Annotated in this window: 14 protein-coding genes; 3 read left to right on the top strand and 11 right to left on the bottom strand. The window is 69.4% G+C overall.

Annotated features, from left to right (window positions below):
* Positions 1–7 precede the first annotated feature (7 nt).
* The 11 genes from ACIQ51_RS02865 to lepA are packed head-to-tail and all read right to left on the bottom strand — an operon-like array spanning position 8 to position 10,575.
* Complete coding sequence (locus ACIQ51_RS02865; RefSeq protein WP_396203493.1) at positions 8–1,234, bottom strand: murein hydrolase activator EnvC family protein; 1,227 nt, start codon at positions 1,232–1,234, stop codon at positions 8–10.
* A 14-nt stretch (positions 1,235–1,248) separates the two neighbouring features.
* Entirely contained in the window at positions 1,249–2,106 is an 858-nt protein-coding gene (locus ACIQ51_RS02860; RefSeq protein WP_396203492.1) for a cell division protein FtsX, read from the bottom strand.
* Positions 2,106–2,807, bottom strand: a complete 702-nt coding sequence (gene ftsE, locus ACIQ51_RS02855; RefSeq protein WP_396203519.1) for a cell division ATP-binding protein FtsE — start codon at positions 2,805–2,807, stop codon at positions 2,106–2,108. The genes ACIQ51_RS02860 and ftsE overlap by 1 nt, the downstream gene beginning before the upstream one ends.
* Positions 2,808–2,819: 12 nt before the next feature.
* Positions 2,820–3,779 (bottom strand): PLP-dependent transferase, encoded by a 960-nt coding sequence (locus ACIQ51_RS02850; RefSeq protein ID WP_396203491.1) that lies wholly within the window; start codon positions 3,777–3,779, stop codon positions 2,820–2,822.
* Positions 3,780–4,148, bottom strand: a complete 369-nt coding sequence (locus ACIQ51_RS02845; RefSeq protein ID WP_396203490.1) for a hypothetical protein — start codon at positions 4,146–4,148, stop codon at positions 3,780–3,782.
* Positions 4,145–4,720 carry a hypothetical protein gene (locus tag ACIQ51_RS02840; RefSeq protein WP_396203489.1) on the bottom strand — a complete coding sequence of 192 codons (576 nt, stop codon included), beginning with the start codon at positions 4,718–4,720 and terminating at the stop codon, positions 4,145–4,147. Before ACIQ51_RS02840 ends, ACIQ51_RS02845 begins: the two co-directional genes overlap by 4 nt.
* A complete protein-coding gene (locus ACIQ51_RS02835) occupies positions 4,720–5,667 on the bottom strand; it encodes an ATP-binding protein (protein ID WP_396203488.1) in 948 nt (315 codons plus the stop codon). Before ACIQ51_RS02835 ends, ACIQ51_RS02840 begins: the two co-directional genes overlap by 1 nt.
* The gene (locus ACIQ51_RS02830; protein WP_396203487.1) at positions 5,664–6,701 is read right to left on the bottom strand and encodes a PfkB family carbohydrate kinase; all 1,038 of its coding nucleotides are present in this window, start codon (positions 6,699–6,701) and stop codon (positions 5,664–5,666) included. The genes ACIQ51_RS02835 and ACIQ51_RS02830 overlap by 4 nt, the downstream gene beginning before the upstream one ends.
* 2 nt (positions 6,702–6,703) lie before the next feature.
* Positions 6,704–7,714, bottom strand: coding sequence for an ROK family protein (locus ACIQ51_RS02825; RefSeq protein ID WP_396203486.1), 1,011 nt, complete (start codon positions 7,712–7,714; stop codon positions 6,704–6,706).
* Positions 7,715–7,736: 22 nt separating this feature from the next.
* Positions 7,737–8,774, bottom strand: a complete 1,038-nt coding sequence (locus ACIQ51_RS02820) for a glycosyltransferase family 9 protein (RefSeq protein WP_396203485.1) — start codon at positions 8,772–8,774, stop codon at positions 7,737–7,739.
* 4 nt (positions 8,775–8,778) lie between these two features.
* The gene (gene lepA / locus ACIQ51_RS02815) at positions 8,779–10,575 is read right to left on the bottom strand and encodes a translation elongation factor 4 (RefSeq protein WP_396203484.1); all 1,797 of its coding nucleotides are present in this window, start codon (positions 10,573–10,575) and stop codon (positions 8,779–8,781) included.
* Positions 10,576–11,253: 678 nt separating this feature from the next.
* Between lepA and ACIQ51_RS02810 the strand changes: the two genes are divergently transcribed.
* The 3 genes from ACIQ51_RS02810 to mfd all read left to right on the top strand — a co-directional run bounded on the left by ACIQ51_RS02810 (position 11,254) and on the right by mfd (position 17,668).
* Positions 11,254–12,162 (top strand): DUF58 domain-containing protein, encoded by a 909-nt coding sequence (locus ACIQ51_RS02810; RefSeq protein WP_396203483.1) that lies wholly within the window; start codon positions 11,254–11,256, stop codon positions 12,160–12,162.
* 68 nt (positions 12,163–12,230) lie between these two features.
* Positions 12,231–14,147 (top strand): BatA domain-containing protein, encoded by a 1,917-nt coding sequence (locus ACIQ51_RS02805; protein WP_396203482.1) that lies wholly within the window; start codon positions 12,231–12,233, stop codon positions 14,145–14,147.
* Between the two features lie 209 nt (positions 14,148–14,356).
* Positions 14,357–17,668, top strand: coding sequence for a transcription-repair coupling factor (gene mfd / locus ACIQ51_RS02800; RefSeq protein WP_396203481.1), 3,312 nt, complete (start codon positions 14,357–14,359; stop codon positions 17,666–17,668).
* Positions 17,669–17,693: the final 25 nt, after the last annotated feature.

Here is a 17,693-nt window from a genome sequence, read left to right as displayed (position 1 = left end):
AGAGCGATCAGCGCTTTGCGCGCAGATACTCGAGTGGGTCGATCGCACGCCCCTTGGGGCGGATCTCGAAGTGCAGGTGTGGCGGCAACTCCGGGTCGGTGTTGCCGACGGTGCCGAGCACCTGACTGTTGGTCACCTGCTGTCCGCGCCGCACGTCGATACGCTGGAGCGAACCATACACCGAATAGTCGCCGCCACCGTGCTGCACGATCACGGTGGGACCGTAGGTCCCCACGTTGTCGGCCAGGACGACCTCCCCCGCCGCGATGGCGCGTACGGCCGTCCCCACCGTGGCGCCGATACCGATGCCGTTCCAGCGGGTGGTGGTGTTGTTGGGGTTCACCACGCGCCCGAAGCGGTAGAGGATCGTCCCGTCCACGGGCCAGTTCAACTTCCCGAGATCCGACGTGCGGATCGTGGAGGGGGCCGCCGGCCGGGCGTTGGGAGCCATCGCCGCACGACGGCGCGCGGCTTCGAGCGTGGCGATGGCGTTGGCGATGCGTGACTCGTCGCGCACGAGCTGCTTAAGCCGCTCGCGGGTCCGCTGCGCCGTCCGCTGCACCGCCGTGAGGTTCTGCTGCCGCCGCGATTCCAATTCGGCGAGACGACGCGCCTCGCGATCCTTCTCCTGCCGGTTGCGCTGCACCTCTTCCTGCAGGCGCACGAGCAGGAGGCGTTGGCGGTTGATCTGGTCGCGCAGGCCTTCCACGCGGCGGACCAGCGTGCGGTCGTTGAGCGCGAGTTCGTGCAGGTACTTGTAGCGTGCCATGAGGCCCGCGAAGGACTGCGCCGACAGCATCGCTTCCACGTCGCGGAGACTCCCGCGCTTGTAGATCTCGACCATGCGCCGCTGCAGGGCGTTACGCTTGCTCTTGAGCTCATTCTCCGCTTTTCTGAGCTCTGCGCTGGCGGTGACGACTTCCTCGTTGATCGTCTCGAGCTGCTGGTCGAGGGCTTGCACCAGTCGCTTCGTGGTGCGGCGCTGCGCCTCGAGGTTGTTCACTTCGTCGGCGATCGTGCGTGCCGTGCGCTGCAACGCGCTCATGCGTGTTTCGAGGTCACTACGCTCACGGCGGATCTTGTCCAGCTCATCCTGCTGCTGGCGCAGGCGCTGCGCCGACGTGGGCGGCTGCTGGGCGGCGGCCACCGGCACCGGCGACCATTCGCCGACCTCAAGGGGGGCCGCAAAACTCAGCGCGGCAAGGCATGCGCCAATCGACAGGGTACGGGGCACGCGCTGTCCCGGCGTCAGTCGCGCCAGACCCGACGCAGGTGCCGCCCCACGGAGAACCAGCTCCCGAGCAGCCCGATCACGCCGCCGGCGGCCACGCCGAGCAGCATCTGCTCGGTGGTGAAGAATTGGGTGCGCATCAGCGACGCGGTGAGCAGCGCGGTGGTGCCCCAGGCCATCGCCAGAGCCAGCGCTCCGCCGGCCACCCCTTTGAGTAGGCCATCGAGGAGATACGGCAGGCGCACGAAGCCGTTGGTGGCACCGACGAGGCGCATGATCTCGATCTCGCGCGTGCGCGCCAGAATCGCCATGCGGATGGTGCTGCCGATGATGATCACGGCGATCAGCGCGAACACACCACCCAGTACGGTGCCGGCGAGCGCCGCGATGTTGCGGATGCGATAGAGCTTCTCCACCCACTCGCGACCGTAGCGGACGTCTTCCACGATCGGATAGGTGCGCAGGCTCTGGGAAATCTCCTCCACGGTGGCCGGGTCGCGCTGCCCCTCCTTGAGTCGCAGTTCAACCGACGCAGGGAGGAAGGCGCCGTTCAACACATCACGGAACTCATCGAGTTCGGCGCGTGCGCGGGCGAGCGCCGAGTCGGGCGACACATAGCCCACCGCGGCGACCGCCGGATTGCGCTCCACGCGCTGCATGAGGTCGTCGATCTGCGCATCGCGCGCACCCTCCACGAGGAAGGCCCGGATTTCCACGCGGGCCTCCACGTCACGCAGCGCCGCGCGGATGTTGATCGCCACGAGGCCAAACAGGCCGAACGCGAAGAGAGAAAAAGCGATCGTGATCACGCCGAGCATGCCCAGCAGGGGCGCACGACGGTAGGCGAGGACCACCTCGCGAAACGCCAGGCGCATCAGCGACGCCCCCGCATGTTGGCCACCAGCATGCCGACATCGGTGCCATCGAAGACCACCTGTCCGTGATCGAGCTCGATGCACCGCTGTTGCGCACGTTGGATCATCGCCACGTCGTGGGTGGCCATGAGCACCGCGGTCCCCCGCGCATTGATCTCGCGAAGCAGCAGGTAGATCGCGTGGGTGGTGCGGTCATCGAGGTTCCCGGTGGGTTCGTCGGCGAGGAGCAGGAACGGATCGTTGGCCAGTGCCCGCGCGATCGCCACCCGCTGCTGCTCGCCGCCGCTCAATTCGTGCGGGTAGGCGGTGGCGCGCGACGCAAGCCCCACCTGGGTGAGCAGTCGCGCGACCTTGGGGGCGATGGCTGACGGCGGCACGCCGGTCACTTCGAGGGCGAAGGCCACATTCTGCTCGGCGGTGCGGTCGGGGAGCAAACGGAAATCCTGGAACACGATCCCCAGACGGCGACGCAGCTGCGGAATGTCCCGCGCCTTGATCGACAGGCTCGAATACCCCGAGACGCGCACTTCGCCGGTCGTGGGGCGTTCGGCCATCGTCAACAGCTTGAGGAGCGTGCTCTTGCCGGCACCGGAATGTCCCACGAGAAACACGAACTCACCCTGCTGCATCTCGAAGGAGACATCGCGGAGCGCCATCCCCGACCGCGGATACTCCTTCGACACGTTCGACACCCGGAGAATGCCCGACATCGATTACGCCTCGGTCGGGTTGGCCGTGGCAGGGAGGGCCGCGCAAAGGGCGGCCGTGATGGCGTCGAGGGGTTCGAGCCCCACATGCACGCGCACCCACCCGGCCACGGCGCCAGGCGTGACCTGCGTGACCATGGAGCTCAGGCGCGATGCGCCGGCCATGCGAGCGGTCGCGACGGTGGCGACGCGCACGTCGTCGTGACCGCCGGCCAGCTGTAACTGCAACATGGCGCCGGCGCCGGTCATGTATTCGGGCAGCACGTCGTGGTCCGGGTGCGAGGGGAGGGCCGCGTATGAGACAGCACGGACGGCGGGATGTTGCTGGGCCCAGCAGGCGAGCTGTCCCGCCGTTTCGGTCTGGCGCTCCACACGCACCTGCAGCGTCGCGAGGCTGCGCTCGAGCTGCGTGCTGGCCAGCACGTGTGGCACGCCGCCCCACCGCTCCATCTTGCGGCGCACCTCCTCGACCAGCCCGTCCGTGCCCGCCACCACCCCGCCGCTGCCGTCGGGCTGCCCGTCGAGGAAGATCGCCGTATCGTGCAGTACGATGTCGGCTCCGTGCGCGATCGGTCTGAAGCGAACCGGTGATGCGGCACTGGCGTCCACGATGAGCGCCAATCCGAGTTCCTGTGCGAGCGTGCGTGGCGCCTGCAGCTCCACGATGCGCCCCGATTCGAGGACCGGCGACTCCACGTAGAGCGCTCGCGTGGTGCGGGTCAGTCCGCGCCGCCAGCCGCGCGTTTCACGCGGGTCCACGAAGGTGACCTGCACGCCGAGGAGCGGCAGCTCCTCCTCGAAGAAGCGACGGGTGTCGTCGCGCAGCCAGCTGCACGCGAGGAGGTGATCACCCGGGCGCAGGAGGGCGAGCGACGTGCAGGCCACGGCGGCGCGGCCGCTGGCGAGCAGCAGCGCCGACTCGGCCCCTTCGAGATCGGCCAGGCGGCGATGGAGCAGGGCAGGCACTCAGCGCGCGGGGGAAGGGTCCTGGGGCTTACGCGGCTGGCTGTCCACCCGGAGCACCCGGATGACCTCCGAGGGAGAGGCCCCCGCCACGTCACGGAGCACGCAGCCCCCCCGTGGGAGGCTCTCGTCCACCTCGAGCACCGCCAGTTCCGAGCGGCGCTCCGATACCACACGCACCAGTTCCCCCGCCGTCACGAGGCGGACGAGGGCGTCGTCTGGGCGCAGGCGGACCATGGGCCCCCGATCGGGATCCCCCTTTCGCGTGGCAATGAAGCCCACCACCTGCAGCGGCGGGGCGAACCCGCTGAACATCCCGAGCTTGCGGGTGCCCGCGCCGGGCCCCCCCAACGGCTTCTTGTCGTCGCTCATTGCACCCCCGTGCCGGGCCCCGGGAGATGGCCATGGACCACGCCGGGGACCAGATAGCCGTCATCGCGTCGCATCACGAGGCGCCGGCGGACGAGCCGCTCGAGCTGCCCCTCCGCAACGGCCGCCGCCACGCCCAGCAGCACCGCCGCCTGCTCGGCCTGCAGTGGCCCATGATCGCGCACGATGCACCAGTGCGCGCGCTCCTCATCGTCCACGTAGCCGAACAGCTCCGCCTCGCCCTCGTGCCACGAGACCAACGCGAGCGCGTGACGCTCGAGGACCGTTTCGATGGGATCGATGTGGCCCTCGTGGATCCCGCGGAAGGTGAGATACCCGTCCGGACCGCCGTCGGCGGTGTAGCGCAACAGCAGCTTGGCGACGATCTCGTCGGCGCAGGAGAAGTCGAGCAGGTTGACCTGCGAGAAGTCGATCGTGGTCAGGAGCGGCGCGCCGACATCGCGCACCTGCTGCTCGATCGCGGTGCGCACGGCGGCCCCGGTGGGGCGGGTAACCAGGTTGGAATACAAGTCACACACCGTGCCGCGCAGGACCGTGCCCACATCGATGTGCATCAGAACCGGCTCCGTGAGCGCGGCGACGCGGGAGCCGCGCCCCGCGGGCGCGCCGGAGCGTCCCCGATGCGCTCGGGGATGATGATCTGCATCTGCGCGCCAGGAAAATACGGCAGCTGCTCCGTCATGGGGACGTCTTCGTCCCACTCGGGGGTGATCGCAATGCGCGCGGTGCCGCTCCGCACGGTGAGTTTGCCGTGCCATCGCCCCACGAAGCGGCGGATGCCGGCGAGGCCCTGACCGCGCCCGGCGTCGCCGTGACGGAAGCGCGAGATGGCGCGCAGCACGGCGTCTTCGAGGGCCATGGCATCGTCCCAGCGATCGCTCTTGCGATGATTGGGCGCGCTCTCGAGTGACTTGCGGAAGCCCACGCCGGCGTCGCACACAGCAATCACCACCACGCGACGCCCAAGGCGACGCGTGTACTTGTACGTCTGCACCGCCACCCAGCCGCCTTGGCCGGCATGCTCAACGATGTTCTGGCAGGCTTCGCTCAACGTCATCCCGAACACGCCCGTGACCGCGGTGTCGAGATTGAGCTGACCATGCAGGATATCCGCGGCCTTGCTCTGGATGCGCCCAACCACGCCGTGCACGTCGTCGCTCTTGGTGATCGGCGTGATCTCGAGCAGGACGTCGCTCTCGTGCGCGTCGCGAGCGCGCGGCACGCTGCCGTGCAGCTCGTAGAGCTCGGCGGCATGCCGGAAGAAGCCTGCGCGCGACCAGTACGACACCGTGTCCGGATGTTCGGGCACAGCAAAGGCGAGCTTCTCGGGGCGCGCCTGAGGCACGCAGAGCAGCGCGGTGAGCCCGTACGGCGACGCCCAGCGCGCATGACGCGCGTCGAGCAGGATCTTCGAGCCTTCAGGCACGGCGGCCAGTTGCTCGATCACCTGCTCGAAGGAATGCTCGTCGAGCGAATGCGGCACGCTGATGACAGTCGTCACGTGGTGCTGAGCTCTCCGCGGAGATGGTTCGAGAGGCCGGCGGCCCCTCGATGTTCGACGTTGCGTGATGCCGCGCGATTCGCCGCAGCGATCGCGTCCGTCAACTTATCACCGGCGAGCAGTCTGGAGAAATGGGTCGCACCCCACACATCGCCGCAGCCGGTGGGATCACCCGGGCCATCCACGCGCGGCGCCACGCCGGGCACGAGCGCGGTGCGCACCGCGCCGAGGGCCCCGGCCCCGCCGCGGGGGGATGTGGACAGGGCAACGTTGTGACCTCGCCGGGACGGGAGGTCGCTCAGTTGCTCGATCCCCGGCGCCGCGAAGTACGCCGCGCCGCGCTTGCCGAGCGTCACGCCCAGCACCGAGACGCCTGCGGCCATCGCTGTGGCGGCGAGGGCCATGGCATCGGGGGCCATGAGTCGCATCTCGTCCTCGTTCACCTGCATCACGTCGAAGCAGGCACACCACTCCGCCACGTTGGGGAGTGGGCGGGGGGTACGCAGCCCGTCGGTCTGCACGGCCATCACCAGCATATGCAGGTCGCAGTAGATCGGTCCCTGGAAGTGCGCGCGAATGAGCTGCGCCGTCTCGAGGTCGATCTCCCAGCCACTCAGCAGATTGATGTACAGGGCGTCGAGCCGGGCGGCCTCCAGCACCGGCTTGAGTCCCAGCCACGTCCAGGCCGGCACCCCACCGGTGAGATGCTCGGTGCGCCGTTCGTCGTCGAGATAGCGCAGCTCGACGCGGTTGTTGGGGTACGGCACGCCGATCAGCTGCGCATCGGGCGCCATACGGCGCAACCGGTGGATGTACAGCTGCGCGCGCTCCACGAGGTCGTGGCCAACCATCGCGAGCGGCACGATCTCCCAGTCGTCGGGGAGCGCGGCGTCGAGCGCCGACAATGAGTAGGTGATGCCGCCCCACTCTTCGATGGGGACGCTGCGGCCGTCACGGCCGTGCAGCACATCCCACACGAATGATCCGATCACGCCCACGCGGCGCTTGCGGGGCGTGCCCGTGGTTGCCGTCATGCTCACGCCGGCGGGTGGCCGGTGGTCTGCGAAATGAATGAGGCCACGGCGCCGACCACGCCGGCGGTGCCGGGAAGGGTGCCCGGCACGATGCGACAGGCATCGGACACGCTCTTGAAGGCGCGCCGACGGACTTCCGTGCGCAGCGGCGCGAACAGGGCTTCACCGGCCTGCGTGACCCCACCCGCGATCACCACCACGTCGGGGTTGAACACGTTGAGCAAGTTGGCGAGACCAGCGCCAAGGTACTTGGCCGTATCGCGCACGATTTCGAGCGCGAGGGCATCACCCTGACCGGCGGCATCGTAGACCTTGGCGGCCGTGATCTTCGCGAGATCGCCGCCCACGAGCGACGGCAGGATCGACGATTCATCGTTGTGCAGCGCCTCGCGCGCGCGTTCGGCAATGGCGCTGCCCGACGCGTACGCTTCGAGGCAGCCGTAGTTGCCGCAGCCGCAGCGGCGGCCATGGAGATCGATCGTGATGTGCCCGATCTCGCCGGCGGCGTCACTCGAGCCATGGTAGACGTGCTTGTCCACGATGATGCCGCCGCCGACACCGGTGCCGATCGTCACACCGATCACGTTGCGCCCGCCGCGTGCGGCGCCGAGCCACCACTCGCCGTACGTGGCGCAGTTGGCGTCGTTGTCGAGCGTCACCGGCAGGCCGGTGAGTTCGGTCATGCGCGCAACAAGCGGGAAGTCGTACCACTTGAGATTGGGGGCGGCGAGCACGAGCCCCGCGCCGCGGTCCACCGTGCCGGGGGCCCCAATTCCCACGCCAAGGAAGGCGCTGCGCGGGACGCCGGCTTCCTTCATCGTGATCGCCACGGTCGTGTTCACCATGCGCGCCATGCGGCCGACAACCGCGTCGGCTCCCTCGAGCGCCAGCGTGGGTTCAGTCTGGGAACCGAACAGCCGCGAGCCGTCGCGGGCCATGGCCGCCACGACGATGTTGGTGCCGCCAAGGTCGACACCGATGATGAAATGCGATTCCGGAGAGGGCGAGGCCATGCCACAAAGGTAACAGCGTGAACTACCCCACCACCCCCGCCACCCCCGCGACAACGTCCGTCGCCGTGAGCTCGCGCATGCACCGCCAGTGGCCCATGGGACACTGCATCGGACCATGCGCATGGCATGGCCGGCAGGGCAGGGTCTCGCGCCCCAATATCCTCGCGCGCTCCGCAAGGGGGCCGAAGCCAAACGCCGGAATCGTGGGGCCGAAGATCGCGACCGTGGGCGTGTTCATCGCGCTCGCGAGGTGCAGCGGCGCGGAGTCGTTGGTCACGAGCACGGCACAGCGGGCGAGCAGCGCGGCCGAGCCGAGCAGCGACAGCTTCCCCGTCGCATCGATGGGCGGCGGCGCATCGGGGCGCGCGGCGGTGGCAGCCTGCACGATGGCCGCGGCGAGCGGCGCATCACCGGCAGCGCCGAGGATCACGAGACGGGTGCTGGCGTACGTGTGGCTGCGCACCAGCGCCGCCGCGAGGTCGGCGTACGACGGCCACCGCTTGGTGGCCCACACGCTGCCAGGGGCGAGGGCGATGAGTCGCTCCTGCTCCGAAACGCCATGTGCCGCGAGGAGCGTATCCACCGCGGCGTTCTCTGTGCCGCCGGGATACAGCGACGGCCGCAGCGCCGTCGGGACCGTGCGGTCGCCCGGCGCGTTCGCGAGCTGCCAGAGCCGCACGGCATGGTGCTGTGTGCGGTCGTACGGCACGCGACGGGTCGTGAGCCACTGGCCGCCACTCGTGTCGAACGTCACGCGCTCGGGGATTCGTGCCAGCCAGGCGAGCGCCGCGGTGCGGCTCGAGCCCTGCGCCAGGAACGCCCGCTGCGCGCCCGTCGCGGCGAGGCGCGCAGCCACGCGACGCAGCCCGCCGATCCCGCGATCGGCCCCACGCTTGTCGAACACGATCACGCTCGCCACGGCCGGATGGTTGGCCAGCACCGCGGCATTCGCCGGCGTGGCCACCACATGCACAAGGCCCTCACCAGCCAACCGCTCGAGGAGCGGGGTGGTGAGGACCATGTCGCCCAAGAAGCTGGTCTGGAGGACGGCGGAGATCACGCCGTCAGTCCACCTGCAGCACCGCGAGAAACGCTTCCTGCGGAATTTCCACGCTGCCGACCTGCTTCATGCGCTTCTTGCCTTCCTTCTGCTTCTCCAAGAGCTTGCGCTTGCGTGAGATGTCGCCGCCGTAGCACTTGGCCAGCACGTCCTTGCGGAGCGGCTTCACGGTCTCGCGGGCGATGACCTTCTGGCCGATCGTGGCCTGAATGGCCACCTCGAACAGCTGGCGAGGAATGAGCTCCTTGAGCTTCTCCGCCACCTTGCGGCCCCACTCGTACGCCTTGTCCTTGTGCACGATCACCGAGAACGCGTCGATCGCGTCCCCGTTGATCAGCATGTCGAGGCGCACCAGATCACTCGAGCGGTACTCGAGCATCTCGTAGTCGAGCGAGGCGTACCCGCGGCTCACCGTCTTCATCTTGTCGAAGAAGTCGAGAATAATTTCGCCGAGGGGAAACTCCCAGTCGAGCTCCACGCGCACGGTGTCGAGGAAGCGCGTGTTCTTGTAGATGCCGCGACGCTCCATGCCGAGCGTCATGATGGGCCCGATGTATTCGGCGGGGCACATGATGCGCGCGCGCACGTACGGTTCCTGCACGTCGTCGATCACGACCGCCGCCGGCATGAGCGCCGGGTTCTCCACCAGCAGCTCCGTGCCGTCCGTCTTGGTCACGTGGTATTCCACGCTCGGCACGGTGGTGACGAGATCGAGGTCGTACTCGCGCTCCAACCGCTCCTGCACGATTTCCATGTGCAGCAGTCCGAGGAAGCCGCAACGGAACCCGAAGCCGAGCGCGGTCGAGGTTTCCGGCTCGTACTGCAGCGACGCGTCGTTGAGCTTCATCTTCTCGAGCGCGTCGCGTAGCGTCTCGTACTGCGTCGTGTCGGTGGGGTAGATGCCCGCGAACACGAACGACTTCACTTCCTGATAACCGGGCAGGGCTTCGGCGGCGCGATTGTCCTTATCGAAGATCGTGTCACCGGCGCGCGTTTCGCGCACCGAGCGGACAGCCGCGAGCACGTAGCCCACTTCACCGGCGCGCAGGACGTCGGTGGGGACCTGTCGCAGCTGGAGATACCCCACTTCGGCCACTTCGTAGACGTTGTCGGAGACGCCGAAGGTGATCTTCATTCCCTTGCGCATCTCGCCGTCGACCACGCGAATGCTGGGAATGGCGCCGCGGTACTTGTCGTAGTACGAGTCGAAGATGAGCGCGCGCAGCGGGCCGTCGAGCTCACCCTTCGGCGGCGGTACGCGCTTCACGATCTCTTCGAGCAGCTCGGGGACGCCGGTGCCTTCCTTGCCGCTCACACAGAGCACGTCTTCCGGCAGGCAGCCAATGAGATCGACCACTTCCTGGCGGCGCCGCTCGGGCTCTGCGCCGGGCAGGTCGATCTTGTTGAGCACCGGGATGATTTCGAGCCCGGCGTCCATGGCGAGGAAGAGATTGGACAGCGTCTGCGCCTGAATGCCCTGCGACGCATCGACCACGAGGATAGCGCCCTCACAGGCGGCCAGCGAGCGCGACACCTCGTACGTGAAGTCCACGTGGCCGGGGGTGTCGATGAGGTTGAGCTCGTAGTTCTGCCCGTCGCCCGCGGTGTAGCTCATGCGGACGGCGTTCAACTTGATGGTGATGCCGCGCTCACGTTCGAGGTCGAGCGTGTCGAGCACCTGCGACTTCATTTCCCGCTTCTGCAGGGTGCCGGTCTTCTCGATCAGGCGGTCCGCCAGCGTGGACTTGCCGTGATCGATGTGCGCGACGATGCAGAAATTGCGGATGTGGCTGAGATGCAACGGGGCCGTCCTCTTGAGTACCGATACGGGGATAACCTCTGAACATAGCAGGGCAGTCGGTGGTGCCCAAGCGGGTCGGGGCTCGAGGGTCGGGGTCGTAGTCGCGGTACTGCCACCACGGTCGGGGTACGGCCACGACGGTCTGGGCACGGCCACCACGGTCGGGGTCTTCCCACAGTCGGAGTCGCTGCGTGGGCTGGCGCGCCGCTTCGCTGGCGCGTCGGGGTCGGAGTCGGTGCGTCAGCGCGTTCGCGGCGAGCGAGCGGACCGGGAGCCGCTTGCCCTTCCGGACGGCCGACGCCCGCGTGGGTTCGCCCGGCGACAACACCTGAATCGCCGTCTGCCGGGGGCCGCGCGTGACCGCCACGACGACCGTGTGCGCGTCCCGATCCGCCACCAGCGACACCCCCGGCCAGCCGGACGATGACGCGAGACTCACGACCCAGCACCTCCGCCCCCGCCCCCGACTGCGACCCCGACCGCGCCAGCGAAGCGCCGCGCCAGCCCGGGCAGCGACTCCGACCGCAGGAAGACCCCGACTGTGGTGGCCGCGCCCAGACCGTCGTGGCCGTACTCCGACCGTGGTGGCAGTACCGCGACCCCGACCCCTGAACCCCGACCCACCCCGTCCGCCCCAACACGAAGAACGAAATTCGCGCCGTTCGCGTAGCTTGTGGCATGTCCCAGCCCCGCGCCGACCAACTCGATCCCGCCGTCCTCGCCGCACTCGGCCACCTCGAGCTCGTCGCCCGCTGGGTCGTGGACGGCTTCATCACCGGCCTCCACCGCTCCCCCCGCAAAGGCTTCAGCGTGGAGTTCGCCGAGCACCGCCCGTACATGCCGGGCGACGACCTCCGCTACCTCGACTGGCGCATCGCCGGCCGCGCCGACCGCTGGGTGGTCAAGCAGTTCGAGGAGGAGACCAACGCCCGCGCCATGCTGGTGCTCGACGTGTCCGCCTCCATGCAGTGGGCCGGCGACCCCGCGCGGCTCACCAAGCTCGCCTATGCCGAGCGGCTGGCGAGTGCAATGGCGCTGCTCCTGCTCCGGCAGCGTGATGCGGTGGGGCTCGTGCGCTTCGATGCGGGGCTTCGCGACGTAGTGCCGCCCCGTTCGCAGCGCACCCAGTGGCGCCGGCTCATGGCCGCCTTCAGCGAGCCCGGTGGCGGCACGGCGTCCAACGTGGGCGACGCGCTGCTGGCCGCGGGCAAGCTGGTGCGCCGCCCCGGCTTCGTGGTGTTGCTGAGCGACCTGCTCACCGATCCCGCGCCGGCTGCCGATGCCGCGCGAACCCTGCGCGCGCGTGGACACGAGGTGCTGGTGCTGCACGTGATGGACCCCGCCGAGCGCGATTTTCCCGAGACCGGCGAGGCGCTGTACCGCGACCCCGAGTCGCTGCACGAAGTGCCCGCCAGCCCCGGCGACGTGCGCGCCACCTACCGCACGACCGTGCAGGAAGCGCTGGCAGAATGGAAGAGCGCCCTCGGCCGCGCCGGCGCCCGCTATGCGCTGGCGTACACCGACGAACCGTTCGGCCGGCCGCTGCGCCACCTGATCGGGGCGAACGGGCGCGGGGCATTGATTTGACGGGCGTCCCGCTTCGCAGGCGTACGCGCGCGACACGTCGTCCTTAGTTCACCGATTACCCTGCACGCATGGCGTTCCTCGCCCCCGCCTTCCTCGCCCTCGCCGCCCTCGCGGGGGTGCCGTTGCTGGTCCATCTGCTGCGCCGCCGAGTGGCGCGCACGATCGACTTTCCTGCCGTGCGCTACCTCGAGCGCATGGAGCAGGAGCACAGCAAGGATCTCAAGCTCCGCAACCGGCTGCTGCTGTTGCTTCGCCTGCTCGCGGTCATTGCGCTCGCACTCGCCGCCGCGCGCCCCATCATGCGCCTCATCGGCGTGGGGCACGCGCCCATCGCCGTGGCGGTGGTGCTCGACAACTCGCTCAGCAGCGGCGTGGTGCAGGACGGGCGCGTGGTATTCGACAGCCTCCGCGCCGATACGCGCCGCCTGCTCGGCGAACTCACCAGCGACGACCGCGCGTGGATCGTGACCGCCGACGGCCGCGTGATCGGCGGCACGCCGGCCACCCTCGAGGCAGGGCTCACCGCGCTCACGCCCCTCGGCGGCCGCGGGGATCTCGCCATCGCCACGCAACGCGCGATCGGCCTCGCGCGCAGCGGCGCGCCGCGCACCCCCGTGGTGGCGATCGTGAGCGACGGCCAGCAAAGCACCTTCCGCAGCGACAGTGTGGTGAAGGCGGGCGACGTGCCCGTACTGCTGCTCCGTCACGGCGCATCGCTTACGCGCAATCGCGCGGTGCTGCAAGCGAGCGCCGATCCCGTCCGCTGGACCCCCGGCGGCGCCGTCACGCTCGCGGTCACGTCGCCCGACAGCGCCGCCTGGCGCCTCGCGCTCGACGGCCGCACCGTCGCGCGCGGCACCGCGGCCCCGGCCACGCTCGACGCGCCCACGCGCATCACGCAGAAGCTCGCGAGCACTGCGAGCGGGTGGGTGCGCGGCAGCGTGGAGCTCGACGCCGACGCGCTCCGTGCCGACGACACGCGCTGGTTCGCCGTGCGCGTGGCGCCGCCGCCAATGGTCAGCGTGCGCCCTGAAGGCGGCCCGTTCCTCGGCGCTGCGCTCGCCACCCTCGTGGACGAACAGCGCCTCGCCCGCGGCCGCGAAGGTGACCCGCGCGCGGTCACGGTCGCCGGCGCCGATGCCCCGGCGCTCAAGGGCCCCGTGCTGCTCACCGCCCCGCGCGATCCTCTTCGCGTGGGCGATGCCAACCGGCAGCTCGAACGCCTCGGCATCCCGTGGCGCTTCGGCGCGATCGCGCGCGCGCAGGTGCTCGCGCGCGTGCCCACCGTGCGCGGCGCATCGGTCGACACCACCTCCCCCTCGGCCCGCGCCTTCGACGGCACGCCGGTGCGGCTGCGGTATCCGCTGCTCTACTCGCCAGGCGCAGGCGCCACGCCCGCGAGCGCCCCTGACACGATCGCCACCGCCGGCGGTGCCCCGTGGGTGGTGGCCGGCGACGGCTACGTGCTGATCGGCTCCCCCATCGACCCCGACGCCACCGACCTCCCGCTCGACGCCGCGTTTGTGCCCTGGCTGCAGGAAGCGCTCGCGCGCCGGCTTGGCGACGACGGCCGCTACATCGAGTCAGTGCCGGGCCAGACCATCGACGGTCTGCGCGGCGTGACCGGCCTCGAACGCCCCGACGGCACCGTGCTCCCCGTGAGCACCGACCGCCTCACCGTGCCCGGTCAGGCCGGCGTGTACTTCCTGCGTCGCCAGACCGCGCGCGTGGGCGCGCTGGTAGTAAACGGCGAACCCTCCGAGTCCGACGTGGTCGGCCTGGGCACCGGCACCGCCGCCGATTCCGCCGCGGGAAACGCGCTGCTCGCCCGACTCGTGACCGGCAAGGATGTGAACGTGGAGCCCACGCCGAGCGCGTGGCAGCAGGCGGTCTTTTCTCGGGCGGCAGGGCAGGCGCTCCTCCTCCCCCTCGTGGCCCTCGCCCTCGCGGCGCTGCTGGCGGAGGCGTGGATCAGCGGGCGGTGACCGCGCTGCCCGCGAGCCGATGGTCGCCGTCGTGACGGACATCCGCGCGTTCCCGTGTGTGTCCGCGGGCTTCCGCGGTTCCCCCCACTCCGCGCCTCCCCCACTACCTTCCACCCCAACGGGACCCGAACGCCCACCTCGGCCGTTCACCCCGCTCAGGTAGTAGTGCCACCGCAGGACCGCCGTTCAGGTCAGAACCAGAAGGAAAGATGGGACTCCCACGTCTGCTCGACGCGGTCGCCGGCCTCCAGGCCTTCGATCGCGTGCTCAAGACCCTCCCCGGTCCGGGTGGGTCTCTTCGTGTTGGGGGCCTTCCCGGCTCCTCCGACGCTGTCCTCGTCGCCGCCCTCGCGCGCGCCATCCCCCAGCGGCTCGTGGTCGTCATCACCGATCAGGTGGGTGACGCCGAACGGTGGCTCGCCGACCTCCAGTCGCTCGTGGACGACGTGCCCGTGGCGCTCTACCCGCCGCGCGAAGGGTTCGGCGAAGTCGAGCCCCACGCCGAGGTCGCCGGTGAGCGCGTGGAGACACTCGAAAGGCTCGGGCGCAGCGGCGTGCGTATCCTGCTCACCACCTCGCGCGCCGTCCTCGAAAAGACCGCGCTCCCCAAGGCCCTGAGCGGCGCCCGCCTCGAGCTCCGCAAGAACGACGTACGGCGCCCCGAGGAACTCGCGGCGCATCTCGAGAGCATCGGCTTCGAGCGTGTGCCCATGGTCGAAGACGTGGCGCAGTTCAGCGTGCGCGGCGGCATCTTCGACATCTACTCGTTCGGTATGGCCGAGCCCGTGCGCCTGGAGTTCTGGGGCGACGACATCATCGAGCTCCGCCACTTCGATCTCAACACCCAGCGCAGCACACGCGACGCCGACGTGGCGCTCATCCTCCCCGTCGACGGCCGCGTGCAGGCCGCCGAGGACACGGACGAGCGCGTCACGCTCCCGGAGCTCTGGCCCGCCGACACCCTCGTGGTGATGCCCGCCGGCACCAGCGTGCTACCGGAGCTCGTGCGCACCTGGGATGAGGCGAAGCACCACATCGAGCTCGCGCTCCGCCGCGGCGAGGAGTACACCCATCGCGATCGGCTCTTCGTGGAGCCGCCCGTGATGGCGAGCACCCTCGCGCGCTTCGGCACCGTGCGCGTCAACCCGCCGCCGCAGAAGGCGGCGAGCACCAACGCGGCCGATCTCGCGCCCGTGGGCCCGGAGCCGGATGTGGCCTTCCCCATCCGCAACCCGGAAACGATCTCGCGCGACCTGCGCGTGCTGCGCCGCCTCCAGCGCGACGGGCTGCATACGGTCATCCTCTGCGACAATGCCGGCCAGGCCGAGCGTCTCGACGAACTGCTCGGCGAAGACGGGCCCGTGGCCGCGTCGCTCGCCATTGGGGTGCTCGGCGGCGGCTTCGTGGTGCCCAACGTGGTGCGCGTGCTCACGGACCACGAGATCTTCCGCCGCGATCGGCGGCTGCGTCGCACGCGCCGCTACAGCACCGGGGCCTCGCTGGATGCGTTGGGCGCGCTCAAGCCGGGCGACTACGTGGTGCACCTCGAACACGGGATCGGCATTTACCGTGGCATCGAGAAGGTATTCGTACGCGAGAGCACCATCGAGAGCGCCGTCATCGAGTACGAGGGCGGTGACCGCCTCAATGTGCCGCTCTATCGCATCGACCAGATCGAGCGCTATCGCAGCGCCACCGATGTGTCGGACGACATGCCGGCGCCGCGGTTGCACAAGCTGGGCGGCAACAAGTGGAAGGCGCAGCGCGAGAAAACGCGCATGGCTATCCTCGAGATGACGCAGGAGCTGTTGCAGCTCTATGCGCGTCGCAAGGTGACCACGCGCCCGCCCCACGGCAGCGACGGGCCGTGGCAGCGCCAGCTCGAAAGCAGCTTCCTTTTCGAGGATACGCCCGACCAGCGCAAGGCGACCGAGGATGTGAAGCGCGACCTCGAGGGCGAACGCCCCATGGATCGCCTGCTCGTGGGCGACGTGGGCTACGGCAAGACCGAAATTGCCATCCGCGCCGCGTTCAAAGCGGTGCAGAGCGGTCGGCAGGTGGCGGTGCTGGTGCCCACCACCATTCTGGCCGAGCAGCATGCGCGCAGTTTCGGCGACCGCCTCGCCGACTTTCCCGTGACGGTGGAAGTCATGAGCCGCTTCCAGTCGGCCAGCCAGCAGGCCGTGGTGGTGGAGAAGCTCAAGACGAAGCAGATCGACATCATCATCGGCACCCACCGCCTGCTGAGCCCCGACGTGGCGTTCGCCGACCTGGGACTGATCATCGTCGACGAGGAACACCGCTTCGGGGTGAAGCACAAGGAGCGGCTCAAGCAGCTCAAGCTCAGCACCGACGTGCTCACGCTCACGGCCACGCCCATCCCGCGCACGCTGCATCAGTCGCTGGCCGGGCTGCGCGACCTCACGCTCATGCAGACCCCGCCGCGCGATCGGTCGCCGGTGCTCACCTTCGTGGAGCCGTTCGACGACGCGCTGATCGAGGAAGCGGTGAGCCGCGAGCTCGATCGTGGCGGGCAGGTGTTCTTCGTGCACAATCGCATCGAGACCATCGAGGCGATCGCCGACCACCTGCGCCGCATCGTCCCCCGCGCCCGGGTGGGGGTGGGGCACGGGCAGATGAAGGAGCGGGAGCTCGAGAAGATCATGCAGCAGTTCGTGGAGGGGGAGCTCGACATCCTCGTGTCCACGCTGATCGTGGAGAGCGGGCTCGATGTGCCCAACGCCAACACCATGTTCGTGAACCGGGCCGACCATCTGGGGCTTGCGCAGCTCTACCAGCTGCGCGGCCGGGTGGGGCGCTCCCACCGGCGCGCTTACTGCTACCTGCTGGTGCCCGACCGGGTGGACGACGACGCCGAGCGTCGCCTGGCGGTGCTGGAGCACCATACGGAATTGGGCGCCGGGTACCGGGTCGCCCTCAAGGATCTCGAGCTGCGCGGGGCCGGCAACCTGCTGGGCCCCGAGCAGTCCGGCTTTGTGCATTCGGTGGGCTTCGACCTGTACCTGCGTTTGCTCGACGAAACCGTCCGCCAGCTGTCCGACGGGGGCGGGGGGAAGGCGTGGATCCCGGCCGACGTCACCCTCGATTTCCCGTCGTACCTCCCCGACGATTACATCCTGTCGCAGGAGGCGAAGCTCGACGTATACCGTCGCCTCACCAACATGCGCGACGTGGCGGCGATCGAGGGGCTCAGGACCGAGGTCCGCGACCGCTTCGGGGCCCTCCCGGGGCCGGCCGACGCGCTGTTCGGCAGCGCCATGCTCCGGGTGATCGGCGCCGAACTCGGCGTGGAGGGGGTGCTTGTGCGCGCCTCTGAGGCACGTATTACTTTCAGGGCTGACGCTGTTCCGCGCCTCAAGGGGCTGTCGGCGGCATTCCACGGGGTACAATTCCAGGTGGATGTCCGTCGCGCGCAGCCACTGGCTCTCAAGCTCACCCGATTAGGGGGCGCGGAGATGCTCGAGGGGTTAATCCGTGCACTCAAGGCCCTCGTCCCCTGACGGTCCCCCTGTCGTGTCGTACAGG

It is taken from the genome of Gemmatimonas sp. (assembly GCF_044344655.1).
Lineage (GTDB): Bacteria > Gemmatimonadota > Gemmatimonadetes > Gemmatimonadales > Gemmatimonadaceae > Gemmatimonas.
Note: the sequence above shows the minus strand (reverse complement) of the source record. Positions and strands in the feature narration are given on the sequence as shown.